We start from the raw sequence: 14,305 nt of genomic DNA, 5'->3' as shown, positions 1-14,305 counted from the left end.
TCGGCCCAGGAACGCCTGCTCCCTCGCGGGGTTGAAGGCGCCGATTCTCACCGGAGTCCGGCGATGGACGATCACCAACAATGGCGAAAGCGGCAGCGGCTCCTGGCAGACTTCGGTGAGTTTGCGCTTCGCAATGAGAATCTCACCGACGTCCTGACCGAAGCCTGCCGCCTCGTCGGCGACGCCCTCGGGACTCATCGGGCGAAAGTTCTGGAAATCGAAAAACGTACCCAGAGCCTGTTCGTGCGCGCCGGCGTCGGCTGGGACGCCGGTATTGTCGGCAACCTTCGCCTGCCGATGCGCGAACTCACGTCCGAGACGTTCTCGATCGAGGCCGGCGTGCCCGTCACAAGCCGCGATGTCCGGACCGAGGCGAGGTTCGAGCTGCCAGCCTTCCTGAAGGCCGCGGGCGTGGTCGCGCTTGCCAATGTGCCGATCTTTCTCCCGGGCGGCCGCCCTTATGGCCTGCTCCAGGTCGACAGCCGCAACCCCCGCGACTTTTCGCAGGATGACGTGGAATTCCTTCGCACCTACTCCACCATCCTCGGCCCGGTGATCGATCGCCTCAACAAAGTGCGCGCGCTTCGTGAAGCCGAAGAACGGTTCCGGGTGATCGTCGAAGCCGCCCATGATTATGCGATCTTCACCACCGATGCGGTCGATCGGATCATCGACTGGCTGCCCGGGGCCGAAGCGGTGTTCGGATGGACGGCCGAAGAAGCCAAAGGCCGATCAGCCAACATGTTGTTCACACCGGAGGACCGTGTCCGCGGCGAGGATGTCAAGGAGATCGAGACCGCCCGGCGCGAAGGCGCGGCGCCGAACGTCCGCTGGCACGTCCACAAGGACGGCTCACGTGTGTTCATCGAGGGCAGCGTCACCAGCGTTCGGGGGCCGGACGGACAAGTCCACGGCTTCCTCAAGATCGGTCAGGACGTCACCGAACGTCGCCGCAATGAAGAACGGATTCGCGAGAGCGAGACACGCCTGCGCGCCGTGATCGAGGGCATTCCACAGCTGGTCTGGCAGGCAGCGCTCGATGGAAGCTGGATCTGGTCGAGCCCGCAGTGGAGCGACTTCACCGGCCTGCCGACCGAGCGGAGCGTTGGCTTCGGCTGGCAGGACGCCGTGCATCCAGACGATCGGCCCCTGGCGCTGAAGGCGTGGTCGGAGGCCCACGAAGCCGGGGCGTTCAAGACCGAGTACCGGATTCGACATGGCCACACCGACAACTATCGCTGGTTCGCGATCAGGGCAGCGCCGGTGCGCGACAGCGCCGGCGAGATTCTGAGCTGGCTCGGAACGTCCACCGACATCGACACCCTGCGCCGGATGCAGCAGCGGCAGGAAGTGATGGTGACCGAGCTTCAGCACCGCACTCGAAATCTGATCGCCGTCGTGCAGTCAATCGCTGGGCAGACGATGTCGACCAGCCGGACGATGGAACAGTTTCAATCGCAGTTTAACGACCGGCTGGCGGCGCTCGCCCGCGTCCAGGGGCTGCTGTCACGCTCAGCGCAGGAACCAATTACCATCGCCACACTTGTGCGGGTAGCGCTGGATGCCTTGGGCGCGATCGACCGAACCCGCGTCACGATCAGCGGCCCCAACGTGCCGCTGCGCAATTCGAGCGTTCAGACCCTGGCGCTGGCGCTGCACGAACTGGCGACCAATGCCCGCAAATACGGGGCCCTGGCGATCCTGACCGGACGACTGGACGTCATCTGGCAGGTTCGCATGCTCCCATCCGGCCGCCAGCTCGAACTCGTCTGGATCGAACACGGCCGCAGCCCGGAACAACCCGATACCCAGGGCGAGCAGACCGGCGGTTATGGCCGCAGACTGATCGAACGCGCGCTGCCCTACGCGCTGAGCGCGACCACAACATTCGAGTTGAGAGACACCGGCGTGCGATGCACGATCAGCCTTCCTCTCGATACGACCGAAGCGGAGCAGGCGCCATGAGCAGTCCATCCTCAGCCCTGTCCGGCCGGCGTATTCTCCTGGTCGAGGATGAGTACTTCATCGCCGACGACATGGTGCGCAAGTTCGAGGAAAGCGGCGCAGAGGTGGTGGGCCCGTTTTCGCGAGTCGAGGACGCGATGGCTGCCCTTTCATCGAACCCGCATCTCGACGGCGCGGTGCTCGACATCAATCTGCAAGGCAGGATGGTCTTCCCGCTCGCCGACGAACTCACCGCGCGCGGCGTGCGGTTCGTGTTCGCGACCGGCTATGACCACCACACCATTCCGCCGCGGTTCGATCACATCGTCCGATGCGAGAAGCCGGCGGATCCTGAAACGGTGATCAGCGCGCTGTTCGACACCTGACCGATCGGCTCCGCCAAGGAACAGCCACGCTCGCCCGCGGTTAGCGCTGCGACATGAGGAGCAGCCGATGACGCAGACTTATCCGGAGCCGCCCTACCCGAGCCAGCGCCAATCGATGCCGGGCTCGACCGACAAGATGACGCCGCGTCCCGATCATGGCGAACACAGCTACAAGGGCTCCGGCAAGCTGACCGGAAAGGTCGCGATCATCACCGGTGGCGACAGCGGCATCGGACGTGCGGTCGCGATCGCCTACGCCCGCGAGGGTGCCGACCTGCTGATCGCCTATCTGAACGAGGACGACGACGCGCAACAGGTGAAGGCGCTGGTCGAGGCCGAAGGCCGCAAGGCCGTACTCGTAGCCGGCGATATCAGCCAGCCGGATCATTGCCGCCAATTAGTTGACCACGCCGTCAAGGAACTCGGCGGCATCGACATCCTGGTCAACAATGCCGCGCATCAGGCCACCTTCAACGATATCGGCGACATCAGCGACGAGGAATGGCAGACCACGTTTGCGGTCAACATCCACGCGATGTTCTATCTGACCAAGGCCGCGGTGCCGCACATGAAGCCGGGCAGCGCGATCATCAACACAGCCTCGGTCAATTCCGATATGCCGAACCCGATCCTGCTCGCCTACGCAACGACCAAGGGCGCGATCCAGAACTTCACCGGCGGCCTGGCGCAGATGCTCGCCGACAAAGGCATCCGCGCCAATGCGGTCGCCCCCGGCCCGATCTGGACGCCGCTCATTCCATCGACGATGCCCGAGGACTCGGTGAAGAATTTCGGCAAACAGGTCCCGCTCGGCCGCGCCGGCCAGCCCGCCGAACTCGCCACCGCCTATGTGATGCTGGCTGATCCGCTGTCCAGCTACACATCCGGCACGACAGTGGCGGTGACCGGCGGCAAGCCCTTCATCTAAGACGGCAACGCCGCAGCTCGGCGTCATCGCCCTCCGCGCCAACCCGAGGCATCCGAAGGGCTTTCGTCATTGCGTACTAAGCGATGCCGAGCCCGCCTCGATAGAACCCGACGTTCCTAATAAGCATGCACAGCGCGGCGCTTCGCTTTAGGAACGCGCCTCTCTCCGCACTGTTGGATCACCAACATCAACGGAGAAAACCATGCGCATCATCAACGCCCTGACGCTTCTGCTGATTATCATCGGCGGCTTGAACTGGGGACTCGTCGGCCTGTTCGATTTCGATCTCGTCACCGCAATTCTCGGTAACGGCGCGAACGAGACAGCGACCTCGTCGGCCGCCGCGCGGATCGTGTACATCCTGGTGGCACTGTCGGCGCTGTACCAGATCGTGTCGCTGTCCCGCCTGCTGTCGTCGCGTGGTGCGAGCTACGGCACCAGCACCTACTGACGGACGACTGCCATGGCGCGCGCAGATCTGTTTCGCCGGATCGTCGGCAACGACCCGAACGGGGCGATCTACTTCCTGCCATGGCGGACCAGCTTCAAGACCGCGCTCGACTTCGGTCTGGTCGGACTGCGGCAATGGCGGCTCTGCTACGAGCTGCCTGCCGCAGTGGTCGCCGCAGACCCGGATGTCTGCGCGCGCGCCAATCGTGCAGTGATCGAGGATGCCGCCGACCAGATCGAGCGTCGGCGCCCGCCGGTGCTGGTCGGCCTCAGCATGGGATCGGTGCCGGCGACGCTGCTCGCCGGTCGTTACCGCACGCCGCTGTGGAGCTTCGCTTCGGCCGATCGCGGCGACCTGATGATCTGGCAAAGTCCCGCGGCGCGACCGGTGCGCCGCGAGGCCGAAGCGGCGGGCGTCACGCTCGGTGATTTCACCCGCGCGCTACGTGGCCTCCACCCGATCGAATGGCTCGATCGGATCGATCCGGCCAGCCGATTCTCGGTCGGCAGTTTCGATCGCTACGTTCCCCGGGCCCGCAGGCGGGCCCTGGTCAAGCGCGCCGCGGCGACGGTGCCGATCGACAACGTGGTGTTCGAGCCGCTCGGCCATTTCGGCGTCATGGCACTCAGCCGGTGGCGACAGAACCAATGGCTCCGTCAGGCGTAGGTTCGTTGCGGGCGGGGAACGCCCAGCAACAGCGGAGACGATGATCATGGATCCGATACCCTCTGCCGAACCGCGCCGCCCCCCGCCCCGAAAAACCTCGATCGGCGTATGGGCAATGGTAACGGCGCTGCTGGTGCTGCTCGGCCTGGCGGTGTTCTTCGCCTATGAGGGGCTGGTGGTCGGCGATGTCGAGGTGCCGGCGCAAGGCTACATCGCCATGACGATCGGCATCGCGTTCTCGCTGGTGATCGGCATCGGTCTGATGGTGCTGGTGTTCTACAGCAGCCGTCGAGGCTACGACGAGCAGGTCACGATCCTCGGCCGGCGCCCGAACGACGACGATCCTCCGCCGCCCTCAGACAGCCGGCCGCAATAGAGCAGCGCTACGCCGCGCCCTGCTCGGCCATCGCCAATTCCTCGCGGAGCAGCGGCAAGGTGAAGCTGAACACCATGCCGCCGGCGGGGCTGGTATCCGCCCAGATCTTGCCGCCATGCGCTTCGACGATCTCCCGGCACACCGACAAGCCGATCCCCATGCCGCCCGGCTTGGTCGTCGAAAACGGACTGAACAGCCGCTCGCGCACATCGGGCGCGATGCCTGAGCCGGTGTCGCTCACGCTAAATTCCAGATGGCCACCTAGCTGCTGTAGGCCCAGCGTCAATTGTTTGGGCGACGCACCGGCCATCGCTTCGATGGCGTTGCGGACCAGATTGAGCACCACCTGCTGGATCTGAATCTTGTCGACCAGCACCTCACCAGAGTCAGCGAAAGCGGTTCGGACGGTGATGCCATCGTGCTCGGCCGCGATGGTGGCGAGCAGCGCGGCGTCCTGCAGCACGGAGCGCGCGTCCTCGATCGTCCTTTCCGAGTCGCCCACCCCGACGAATTCGCGCAGGCGCCGGATGATCTCACCAGCACGCAGCGCCTGACCGTTCGCCTTCTCGACCGCATCCTTGACCTTACGCATCAGCAGGCTCGGCTCGCCGTCCTGATCGATCATCCGCCGCGCGCCGGCCATGTAGTTGGCCACCGCCGCGAGCGGCTGGTTGACCTCGTGCGCCAAAGCCGCAGCCATCCGGCCGATCTCCGACAGCCGGGCGGCGTGCAGCAGCCGCACCTCACCTTCCCGGACAGCCTCCTCCATGCGCTTGCGCTCGGTGATGTCGATGACGATGCCGACGTAGCGTTCGACCTCACCGTCCGGCCCCCGCAACGGCCGGCCGCGCGACAGCAGCCAGCGAGGCTCCGTGTCCGCGGCGGAATTCACGCGCCACTGCACCTCGAATTCGCGCCGATCGGCGACCGCTTGCTCGACGGCTTCGACCGCACGCGTGCGATCGGCCGGGTCGATCACTGAGATCCAGGTGTCGAACGACGGACGGCGGGCCTTCGGCCGCAGCCCGTACAGCCTGAACAGCGGATCGGTCCAGATTTGACGATTGTCCTCCATGCGCCATTCCCAGATCCCCGCATGGGCGGCGTCCTGGGCGACGCTGATCCGCTCCTCGCTGTCGTGCAGCGCGCGCTGATGCGCGATCACCAGCCGTGCCGCCTCGTCGAAGGCGCGGAAGGCGCGATCAAATTCGGGGATGCCGGATCTGCGCATCGTGATCCGCTCGGCGCATTCGAGCGCAGTCGCGCTGGCGGCCAGCGAACGGATCGGCGACGTCACGCTGCGGGCGATCCAGGCCGCCAATCCGCAGGAGATTACGATCACGATCAAACCGGCGGCGAGCGCGAGCTGAAACGTCTGCAGGATCGGCGCTTCGAAGATCTCCTTGGGCTGCCCCACCGCGATGGTCCAGCCGGTGAGCTGCGAGCGAAATGCCGAGGAGACTTTCAGCACGCCCTCGGGCGTCGAGAATTCCTGCAGCCCCTCGCGCCCCAACAGCCCGCGCCAGCTCGGTGAAATCGCCCGCCCGGCCCATTCGCCCGGCAATGAGCGCGCCACCAGATGGCCGTTGCTATCTGCGATCGCGGCTTCCCAACCTTCCGGCAGATGCTGGGCATCGAGCAGCGCGCGGATCTGCCGGGGCTCGATCTCGATGATGAGTTGACGAACGACCATCCCATCGCGCCGCACCGGCATGGTGATCCCGATCACCGTCTCGCCGTCGAGCGTACGGGCCAGATACCCGATCTGCGGCGTCGCCGTCGCCACCACGCGCTGCCCAGCCGCAAGAACATCGGCATCGGCCAATGGCTGCGGATCGCTGCCCGCCGTCGTGCTGTCGAGCAGGATACGGCCGTTGCGATCGGCGACCTGAATCTTGGCGAACGGCAATGCCGCCAGCGTGCGGGCCGCCTCACTGCGAAAGCCGGATAGATCATCCGCGAGCAGCCCCGGCGAGGCCGTCAGCGTCTCCGCCGCATAAACATAGCGGCTGATCTCCTTGTCGACGCTTTCCAGCAGCAGCCGCCCCGAGTACAGCAGCGCCTCGTTCTTGACCTGCCGCTTGCTGTCGGTGAGCTGGGCCACAATCACCAGGGCCAGGATCAGCATCGGCACCGCCGCGACCAGCGCGATCAGCACCAGCCGGCCGTGGATGCCGATCAAGCGGCCGAAGCCGCGGGGCGCGGCGGGCGATGCGGTCATGTCGCTTCCGCTCCTTGCGAGGCGCGGACATAGGCATCGTAGAGGCGAGCTTCGGTGGCGTCGTCCATGGTCTGATCGAGCAATGGCAGCAGCGCCATCTCTTCCTTCTGGACATGCACCACCATGCGCTGCACCAGCTCGGCGCCGGAACGGCTGAACTCGCGCCAGCTCCCGGCGTCGAAGCCGCCAGTCTGAGCGTTCCGCGCCAATGCGATCAGCTTCTCGCCGAGCGGCCGCATGAAGCTGTGCTCCTCGGTCAGGTGATCGCCGATCAGTTGGTCACCGACCGAGTCGAACATTGTGAACAGCTGGGTTTCTTCGAAGTCGAAATGGCGCAGCGTGTCGGCTTCGATCGCGGCCGCGAGATCGGCGAGCAGCCGCGCGCCGGCGGAATCGGCAATGCTGATCGGCTGCCGGCGCGAGATCGCCGCCTCCAGTCGCTCCATCAGCGCGATGGTGGCGCGATGTTCGTCGTGCAGGGTCTGGCTGATGCGGTTGGCGAACATGGCGGGCTCCTTATGACCTCAGTTGCGGGTGCGGCCGGACGTCAGCGACGGCAGCACGCTGCCGATGTAAACAGCGAAGGCGAGCGCTCCGGCGGCGCCGACCATCGCAGCGCCGGCAGCAAGCTGCGGAATGTCGAACACGATCGCCAGCGCCAACGCGGCGATCGCGATCAGATGGCAGACAGCGTGCATCTTGAGCGGAGCGGCAACACCGAGATCCGTCAGCAGCGGCGGCCCGCCGCTGGCGCGGCTGACATGCATTGAGGCCAGAAACGGCACGATCCGCTGCAGCACACCGAGCAAGAACGTCATCAACCAACCGCCGAGCGCCACCAGGCCGAACAACGTCGGCCCGCCGAGGCCGGCCCAGCCCAGTAGAGCAGCGAGCGCGGCGAGCGGCGTCAGCGCCAGCATCAACCAGGAGAAACGGATCAGTACGAACGACAAGCCGAGACGCTTGCGCATGCCGCCGGCGAGCGCAACACGCATCAGACCGAGATGCAGACCGACCGCAACCGCGCCGACCACGCAGGCCGCGGTCTGCAGCGCAGGGGCATCGCGGAGTGCGCCGATCGTGCCGAGCGCCACTGCGGCAGCGGCGGCGCCGAAACCGAGCCACGCGGTCCGCTGATCCGGCGCATTCGACAGCGCGAACATCGGGATCAGCACATGGCTGAAGCCGAGCGCCAGCATGCCCATGAAGCCGAAACCGCCGAGGATCATGTGGGCGCGCGCTGCGGCGGCGTGATTGATCAAAAATCCAAACCGGTCATCGAGCGACAGCGCAAGCCCAAGCGCCACGAGCGCGATCAGCGACGCGAACGCCGCCCAGCCATAGGCGCGCACCACCGGCATGCTGCCGGCGCGGCGCAGATTGTCGGCGAGCAGCGCGGCGAACAGCAACAGCCCCAGCGTCGACGCTGCAGCGCCGCCGATCATCCAGGCGCTGTCGACAATCGCCATGCCGGCAATCAGCGCCACCGCGCCGGGGATCAGCAACCAGGATGCCAGCCGGATCGGCCAGACTGCCGCCAGCGGCTTAGTGGTCGCTACGGGAAGAAGCTGCACGGCGGCGCCAACCGCGGTGAATGTCAGCACGCCGAGCGTCAGCAGATGCACCGCGGCTAGCGACAGACCGGCGCCGCCGCGAAACCGCGGGAAGTCATTCGCCGCGAACAGGACCGCACCCCACAGCAGAACGTGGCACACCGCCGCGGCGACGAAGAACCGGAACGGCACCGAAGCCGGTAGCAGCCGGCTCTTGGCCGTGCCGAGAAATCCGCTGGCGCCGATCATGCCGAGCCTCGCTGAATCTCGAGCACCACCTCGCCGTCCCGCAGCAGCGTGTCGCCGGCCGGCGTCACCAGGCGGTGGGACCAGCCGCGCGCGTCCAGCTCAGGATACAGCAGCAGCGGTTCCTGGCTGACCAGGGCCGTCAGGCCGTCACCGGCGTCCCCGCCATCGATCAGGCGCAGCACGGCGACCAGCGGTTCGGGACACGGCAATCCGCGGACATCGAGGTGCAGCCGGTCGCCGACATACCAGCGGCGCCCAAGTTCGGCTTGGTCTTTGCTGTGGCTCATCGCGGCTCACTCCATGGCTCAGCCGACGCTAACCGAGCGGCCCCGGCCATCGTTGTTCTGTCGCAAGCTCAATCGCGAATGGCGGTTCAGAACAGCCCGTGCGCACCGCCAACCGCGCCGAGCACGGTGATCAGCGAAATCGTGCTCAGCACCCGATGGCCGCGGAGCGCCACCCGGAATGCGCGGTCCGGATCGCGGCGCGCCCGCGCGTCGAACCAGGCGTGCAGAAACAGCGGCTCGGCGATAAACAGCATCACGATGAAGATCGCCCACAGCCCGAGCATCGCGCCGAGCCACCAGAATTGCGGATCGGCGAGCTGCGCCCAGCGATCGTAGGCGTACAGCATGTAGAAACCGGAGATCCCGACCAGCAGCGTCGAGATTCGCGCCTGGGCAGCAAAGCGCCGCTCCAGCGCATCGAACAACGGCAGCCGCTTTGTCGCTTCCATGTCCAGAAGGCTCGGCAGGATCACGAAGGTGACGAACAGCAGTCCGCCGATCCAATGCACCACGCCGAGCACATGGATGATACGAAAGACGGTCGGCCAATCCAGCATCACGACATCACCGCAGCGTCAGAGCAGCACGCGCTTGCTTAGGCGCGCAGCCACTGCACGCTCCCCTCTGCATCCGCCAGCAACACCTCGACGCCCGCCCGCGCGCGAAGGATCGCGGCGATGCGGCTGCGGTCAAGCACGCTGAAGGCGGTCGACAGCGCATCGGCCTCCGTCGCGGTTGGCGCGACCACGCTAACAGAACGATACAACGAGGGACTGCGTCCCGTCGATGGATCGAACAGATGCGTGAACTGCCCCGCCGGATCGAAGCGGAAGCCTGCGCCGGACGACGTTGCGATAGCACGATCCACCAACTCGACGGTGCCAAGCTCGACGCCGGTCTTCTCCGGATCGGCTAAGCCAACCCTCCACGGCGTCCCGTCAGGCTTTGCGCCGATCGCCCGGATCTCGCCGATATCGACCAGCGTGGTCGTCATGCCGCCGTTGCGCAGCAGATCGACTACGCGATCGGTGGCGAAGCCCTGGGCGATACCATTCAGCGTAATGGCGGCGCCCGGTCGTTTCAGCGCAATGCGGTCGGCCGAAACCAATACGTCGTGGTAACCGACCTTGGCCAGCGCGCCTGCGACATCAGCCGTGGCCGGGCCAGCCGGATCGGCCCCTGTCTGCTCGAAGTGACGTTGATGCAGCTCCCACAATGGCTGCACCGTGGGATCGAACGCGCCGCCGGTCTGTTCTGACAAACGGAATGTCGTCCGCAGCAGCGCCACCATGTCCGGGTCCGGCGCGATCAGCACCCCGGATCGGTTCAGCGCGCAGATCGCCGAGTCGGGTCGATACAGGCTGAATATCTGTTCGAGTCGGCGCACTTCACGCACGCTCGTCTCTACCAGCTTCGCCGCGGCGGCACGATCCGGGTGATGGATTTCGATCGACAACTGAGCGCCAAACGCGGAGCCCCGCCAGCGCACCGGTTCGCTGGCATGCGACGGCACCGCCCGTCCCAGCATCGCCATTCCGAAGGCGCTGGCGGCGATGGTGACGAAACGCCGCCGAGTGAGTGCTGACTGCGACATGGTGGTTCTCGCTAGTTCATCCGCGTTTCGGCGGCGCCATGATGATCGCTCGCCGACGGCGTATCGCTGCCGAGCACGTAGTTGCTGGGAATGGCATCGAACGTCACGACGCGCCCGCCATTCGCCGCAACGAACGCTTCGGCAGCCGCGCGATCGCCGAACGGCACGGTCTCGGCCGCCCCCATCCCGCCGCGCTTGCGGCTCTCGATCACGAAGAACGCCTTCTTGGCGTCGACCCAGTTGGTCTCGCCGGGTTGATCCCAGTTCGGCGCCCGTCCCATGTCCGAGACGTAGATCGCTCGGATATCACGGGGCTGATCCGGCATCAGCGTGAAGGCGACTGCATCCCGCGCCGAGGAGAACCAGTACGGGTCGATCCGGCTTGCAGTGAGAATCTGTCCCTTCGGACCCGGATGCTCGACGAGGTTCATGCCGCAGAACACGCCCATGGCGTCGGCATTCAGCGCCACCGGCGGCGGCATCACGGCAGAGCCCGACTTGTCGTTGCAGCCAACGAGTAGCAGCGCGGCCGCGAGCACGACGATATGACCTGAAATCCTCATAGCTCCCTCCGGGCAAACACGGCGATCGCAAGGCCGAGCGGCAGCGCGATCCACGCCGCCATTCCGGCCAGCAGGCTGCCGAAACTGGGTTGAACCGTGCCGGCAAGCCCCGCCATGCCGGCGAACTGGCTGACATTGGTGCCGGTCAGATTGCTCAGCCGGTACAGATCGGTCGGATTGAAGAACAGCAGCACGTTGAGCATGCCTGCCGAGATCAGCCGGCCCTGATCGACCACCAGCAGGCCGAGCAGCGCCATGTCGAACACCAGCACGAGTAACAGCCAGATGCCGACCGCAATGCCGGCTGCCGTGCCGCGCTGCCGCACCAGGCTCGAGGCCGCGTAGCCGAGCGCGACAAACACCGCACCGAGCAGCACCGAAGTCCCGAGCATCGCGGCAAAAGAAGCCCAGCTCTGCGGCAACACCGGCGTGCCGCTGATCACCAGCGCGAGCGCCGAGACACCGTAGCCGACCAGGGTCGCAAAGCTCAGGATGGTGACGTGGCCGAGAAACTTGCCGAGAATGACGTGGGTCCGAGCGATCGGATAGCTCAGCAGCAAGATCATGGTGCCGCGCTCCATCTCGCCGACGATGGCGTCGTGCGAGATCAACAGCGCGATCAGCGGCAACAGAAAGATCGTCAGGCTCGACAGGCTGACGATCACCACATCGAGCGCCGCGGCGCCGACATGGCCGGTCGGGGCGCTGCCGAGCAGCGTCAGCGATAGCGATAGCCCGGCGAGCAGCAGCGTCGCGGCGAACACCCAGCGATTCCGCAGGCCTTCCTGAATTTCCTTCAGGGCGATGATACCAATGGCCTTCATGCCGCCCGCTCCTGCTGCCGAAGGAAATGGGCGTACAGTTCGTCGAGCGTCGGCTCGGCGACACCGATGTCAGTGACGGCTGGATCGCCTGCCGCCTGCCGCAGCAGCTGCATCTTGCCGGCGTGATCCAGCACGCCGATCTCGCAGCGATCCTGCACGATGACGGCGTCGTTCGGCAGCCATGCGGGACGTGCGACCGGATCAGCCAGCTTCAGCGTCAGCCGGATCGGCAGTCCCGCGAGCGCACGCAGCTCGGCGAGCGTGCCGTCGGCGACCAGGATGCCGCGATTCATGATCAGAACCTGCTCGGCGCGGCCTTCGAGTTCGTCGAGCGCATGGGAGGAGATCAGCACGGTGGCGCCATCGCGCCGCAACTCGTCGAGGATTTCATAGAACGTCAGCCGCAGCGCCGGATCGAGCCCCGTGGTGGGCTCATCGAGCAGCAACACGCGCGGCTGGCCGAGAAGGGCCTGCGCCAGTCCGAGCCGTTGTCGCATGCCCTTGGAATACGTCCCCACGAGGCGGCGTGACGCCTCGCCGAGGCCGACCCGCTCCAGCAGAGCCGCGCTTTGCTTGGCGTCGCTCCCCTTCAGCCGCGCGTAGAACGCCAGCGTCTCCCGCCCTGTCAGCGCTGCGTTGAACGCAACGTTTTCCGGCAGGAAACCAAGGCTGCGACGACCGGCGAACTCGCCGGCCGCAGGGTTCTCACCGAGCACGCGGATCGAGCCCCCGTCAGGACGGATCAGGCCGAGCATCAGCTTGATCAGCGTGGTCTTGCCGGCGCCGTTATGGCCGACTAGCGCGCTGAGCCGCCCGGGCTCGAGGGCGAACGACACATCGTGCAGCGCCCTCACCGCGCGATAACGCTTCTCGACGTGCTCGACGGCGACGGTCGCAGTCATGGCCCCACTCCCGGCATCGGCCGCGCCGGCGGCGCGATCAGCGGATGGGTATCGACCACCCCGCCGGGATACAGCGCAGGAAACTGGCTCTGCGCCCAACGCAGCACCTGCACGGCCGGGCTGTTGATCAACACCTTGGCGGCCGGCGCGGTCCACAGCACGCGGTCGACCAGATCGTTCGGCCGATAGGCGGCGTCGGCAATGCCATCGTTATTGAGGTCGAAGGCCGGATTGTCGCTCCAATAATTGCCGCGGCCATCCTTCGACCAGTCGAGGTCGCGGGTTCCGACGTACTTGACTTGATTGCGATTGCCGATGAACGCATTACCCACGATCTCATTGCCTTCCGAACCGGCGGTGAAGTGCACGCCGATGTCACAACTCTCGAACCAATTGTCACGAAACCGGTTCTTGTTGGCGTTGTAGATGAAAACGCATTTGGTCGGGCCGAACTGCGCGTGCGCGGCGCCGTGCTCGGCCGGCATCATGCCCTTGTCGGCATCTGCGCCTTCGAAATCGGCACTGATCCCGGACAACGGCCCACCGACCACGCGATTGCGCTCGATCCGCGAGAAATTGGCGTAGTTGAGCAACAGCCCAAAATCGCGATCTCGCTCGGAGACGTTGCCGAGGATCGTCAGCCGGTTGGAATACATGATGGCGTAGCCGCCATGATTGCCGACCGAGACATTGCCGCTGATTTCGCTGTCGTTGGTGTACATGTAGTGCACCGCGAACCGCACCTTCTCGAACCGGTTGTTGATGAAGCGGTCCTTCGTGCTCGTCACCGAGAAGATGCCGTCGCGGCCGTACCGGATGGTGTTGCCGTCGACCACGACGTCCGGCGCATTCCACACCCGCACGCCGTTGCCGGCATCGTTCAGGCGGATGCCGCGCAGGCCGTCGATAATGTTGTGGGCGACCCGCGATCCACGGGCGCCATGGACATTGATGCCGAACAGATTGTCCTCGAGGCGGTTGCCTTCGATGAGTGCCCGCTCGGCAGTCTGGGTCAGAAAAATTCCCGAATCCATCGCCTGCGGGTCGCGGCCGGAGCCGCGCACCGACAGGCCCCGCACCGTGACGTCTGGAGCCACCACGGTGATCACGCTGCCCTGCCTATGCCCGAGCACGGCAGCGCCGGGCTGACCGATCAGTTCGAGCCTGCGCTCGATCCTGATCGGCCCGCGATAGTCTCCCGGCGCCAGCGCGACGGTGTCGCCGTCGCTGGCGCCGTTCAGCACCGCCTGCAGGTCCGACGACGGCACGACCTCGATCCGCGCGGCCGAAGCAGCGTCGACCGCAGCGACGCTGAACAGCGCCGCCGCCGCCAGGATCATCGGTCGCACCGTCATCGCCAT

At 65.9% G+C, this 14,305-nt stretch carries 16 protein-coding genes; 6 read left to right on the top strand and 10 right to left on the bottom strand.

Annotated features, from left to right (window positions below; all coding sequences use genetic code 11):
• The first annotated feature begins 63 nt into the window (after nt 1-63).
• The 6 genes from RPPS3_RS10590 to RPPS3_RS10565 all read left to right on the top strand — a co-directional run bounded on the left by RPPS3_RS10590 (nt 64) and on the right by RPPS3_RS10565 (nt 4,751).
• Entirely contained in the window at nt 64-1,965 is a 1,902-nt protein-coding gene (locus tag RPPS3_RS10590; protein ID WP_107344036.1) for a PAS domain S-box protein, read from the top strand.
• Nucleotides 1,962-2,330: a response regulator gene (locus RPPS3_RS10585; RefSeq protein ID WP_107344035.1), complete on the top strand. Its 369-nt coding sequence runs from the start codon at nt 1,962-1,964 to the stop codon at nt 2,328-2,330. Before RPPS3_RS10590 ends, RPPS3_RS10585 begins: the two co-directional genes overlap by 4 nt.
• Nucleotides 2,331-2,397: 67 nt before the next feature.
• On the top strand, nt 2,398-3,258 hold the full coding sequence (locus RPPS3_RS10580; protein ID WP_107344034.1) for an SDR family oxidoreductase: 861 nt from the start codon (nt 2,398-2,400) through the stop codon (nt 3,256-3,258).
• Nucleotides 3,259-3,460: 202 nt separating this feature from the next.
• On the top strand, nt 3,461-3,709 hold the full coding sequence (locus RPPS3_RS10575; RefSeq protein WP_107344033.1) for a DUF378 domain-containing protein: 249 nt from the start codon (nt 3,461-3,463) through the stop codon (nt 3,707-3,709).
• Between the two features lie 12 nt (nt 3,710-3,721).
• Complete coding sequence (locus RPPS3_RS10570) at nt 3,722-4,375, top strand: alpha/beta fold hydrolase (RefSeq protein ID WP_107344032.1); 654 nt, start codon at nt 3,722-3,724, stop codon at nt 4,373-4,375.
• Nucleotides 4,376-4,490: 115 nt separating this feature from the next.
• A complete protein-coding gene (locus tag RPPS3_RS10565; RefSeq protein ID WP_234820171.1) occupies nt 4,491-4,751 on the top strand; it encodes a hypothetical protein in 261 nt (86 codons plus the stop codon).
• A gap of 7 nt (nt 4,752-4,758) precedes the next feature.
• Here the strand turns inward: RPPS3_RS10565 and RPPS3_RS10560 are convergent, their stop codons facing one another.
• The 10 genes from RPPS3_RS10560 to RPPS3_RS10515 form a co-directional block, all read right to left on the bottom strand.
• Complete coding sequence (locus tag RPPS3_RS10560; protein ID WP_107344031.1) at nt 4,759-6,972, bottom strand: sensor histidine kinase; 2,214 nt, start codon at nt 6,970-6,972, stop codon at nt 4,759-4,761.
• Nucleotides 6,969-7,478 carry a hemerythrin domain-containing protein gene (locus RPPS3_RS10555; protein ID WP_107344030.1) on the bottom strand — a complete coding sequence of 170 codons (510 nt, stop codon included), beginning with the start codon at nt 7,476-7,478 and terminating at the stop codon, nt 6,969-6,971. Before RPPS3_RS10555 ends, RPPS3_RS10560 begins: the two co-directional genes overlap by 4 nt.
• An 18-nt stretch (nt 7,479-7,496) precedes the next feature.
• A complete protein-coding gene (locus RPPS3_RS10550; RefSeq protein ID WP_107344029.1) occupies nt 7,497-8,774 on the bottom strand; it encodes a hypothetical protein in 1,278 nt (425 codons plus the stop codon).
• A complete protein-coding gene (locus RPPS3_RS10545) occupies nt 8,771-9,061 on the bottom strand; it encodes a DUF2249 domain-containing protein (RefSeq protein WP_107344028.1) in 291 nt (96 codons plus the stop codon). The genes RPPS3_RS10550 and RPPS3_RS10545 overlap by 4 nt, the downstream gene beginning before the upstream one ends.
• 86 nt (nt 9,062-9,147) lie before the next feature.
• Nucleotides 9,148-9,618 (bottom strand): hypothetical protein, encoded by a 471-nt coding sequence (locus RPPS3_RS10540; RefSeq protein ID WP_107344027.1) that lies wholly within the window; start codon nt 9,616-9,618, stop codon nt 9,148-9,150.
• 38 nt (nt 9,619-9,656) lie between these two features.
• The gene (locus RPPS3_RS10535; protein ID WP_107344026.1) at nt 9,657-10,655 is read right to left on the bottom strand and encodes an FAD:protein FMN transferase; all 999 of its coding nucleotides are present in this window, start codon (nt 10,653-10,655) and stop codon (nt 9,657-9,659) included.
• Between the two features lie 11 nt (nt 10,656-10,666).
• Nucleotides 10,667-11,218 (bottom strand): nitrous oxide reductase accessory protein NosL, encoded by a 552-nt coding sequence (locus tag RPPS3_RS10530; RefSeq protein WP_199852207.1) that lies wholly within the window; start codon nt 11,216-11,218, stop codon nt 10,667-10,669.
• The gene (locus RPPS3_RS10525) at nt 11,215-12,042 is read right to left on the bottom strand and encodes an ABC transporter permease subunit (RefSeq protein ID WP_107344025.1); all 828 of its coding nucleotides are present in this window, start codon (nt 12,040-12,042) and stop codon (nt 11,215-11,217) included. Before RPPS3_RS10525 ends, RPPS3_RS10530 begins: the two co-directional genes overlap by 4 nt.
• A complete protein-coding gene (locus tag RPPS3_RS10520) occupies nt 12,039-12,944 on the bottom strand; it encodes an ABC transporter ATP-binding protein (RefSeq protein WP_107344024.1) in 906 nt (301 codons plus the stop codon). The genes RPPS3_RS10525 and RPPS3_RS10520 overlap by 4 nt, the downstream gene beginning before the upstream one ends.
• Entirely contained in the window at nt 12,941-14,305 is a 1,365-nt protein-coding gene (locus RPPS3_RS10515; RefSeq protein WP_107344023.1) for a nitrous oxide reductase family maturation protein NosD, read from the bottom strand. The genes RPPS3_RS10520 and RPPS3_RS10515 overlap by 4 nt, the downstream gene beginning before the upstream one ends.

It is taken from the genome of Rhodopseudomonas palustris, from assembly GCF_003031265.1.
GTDB classification, from domain to species: domain Bacteria; phylum Pseudomonadota; class Alphaproteobacteria; order Rhizobiales; family Xanthobacteraceae; genus Rhodopseudomonas; species Rhodopseudomonas palustris_H.
Note: the sequence above shows the minus strand (reverse complement) of the source record. Positions and strands in the feature narration are given on the sequence as shown.

Bases quoted from the DNA above. Each gene is read 5' to 3' on its own strand.
- RPPS3_RS10560 (WP_107344031.1), bottom strand. From the start codon at position 6,972: ATGACCGCATCGCCCGCCGCGCCCCGCGGCTTCGGCCGCTTGATCGGC.
- RPPS3_RS10530 (WP_199852207.1), bottom strand. From the start codon at position 11,218: ATGAGGATTTCAGGTCATATCGTCGTGCTCGCGGCCGCGCTGCTACTC.
- RPPS3_RS10520 (WP_107344024.1), bottom strand. From the start codon at position 12,944: ATGACTGCGACCGTCGCCGTCGAGCACGTCGAGAAGCGTTATCGCGCG.
- RPPS3_RS10545 (WP_107344028.1), bottom strand. From the start codon at position 9,061: ATGAGCCACAGCAAAGACCAAGCCGAACTTGGGCGCCGCTGGTATGTC.
- RPPS3_RS10555 (WP_107344030.1), bottom strand. From the start codon at position 7,478: ATGTTCGCCAACCGCATCAGCCAGACCCTGCACGACGAACATCGCGCC.
- RPPS3_RS10580 (WP_107344034.1), top strand. From the start codon at position 2,398: ATGACGCAGACTTATCCGGAGCCGCCCTACCCGAGCCAGCGCCAATCG.
- RPPS3_RS10540 (WP_107344027.1), bottom strand. From the start codon at position 9,618: ATGCTGGATTGGCCGACCGTCTTTCGTATCATCCATGTGCTCGGCGTG.
- RPPS3_RS10515 (WP_107344023.1), bottom strand. From the start codon at position 14,305: ATGGCGATGACGGTGCGACCGATGATCCTGGCGGCGGCGGCGCTGTTC.
- RPPS3_RS10585 (WP_107344035.1), top strand. From the start codon at position 1,962: ATGAGCAGTCCATCCTCAGCCCTGTCCGGCCGGCGTATTCTCCTGGTC.
- RPPS3_RS10575 (WP_107344033.1), top strand. From the start codon at position 3,461: ATGCGCATCATCAACGCCCTGACGCTTCTGCTGATTATCATCGGCGGC.
- RPPS3_RS10525 (WP_107344025.1), bottom strand. From the start codon at position 12,042: ATGAAGGCCATTGGTATCATCGCCCTGAAGGAAATTCAGGAAGGCCTG.
- RPPS3_RS10590 (WP_107344036.1), top strand. From the start codon at position 64: ATGGACGATCACCAACAATGGCGAAAGCGGCAGCGGCTCCTGGCAGAC.
- RPPS3_RS10570 (WP_107344032.1), top strand. From the start codon at position 3,722: ATGGCGCGCGCAGATCTGTTTCGCCGGATCGTCGGCAACGACCCGAAC.
- RPPS3_RS10550 (WP_107344029.1), bottom strand. From the start codon at position 8,774: ATGATCGGCGCCAGCGGATTTCTCGGCACGGCCAAGAGCCGGCTGCTA.
- RPPS3_RS10535 (WP_107344026.1), bottom strand. From the start codon at position 10,655: ATGTCGCAGTCAGCACTCACTCGGCGGCGTTTCGTCACCATCGCCGCC.
- RPPS3_RS10565 (WP_234820171.1), top strand. From the start codon at position 4,491: ATGGTAACGGCGCTGCTGGTGCTGCTCGGCCTGGCGGTGTTCTTCGCC.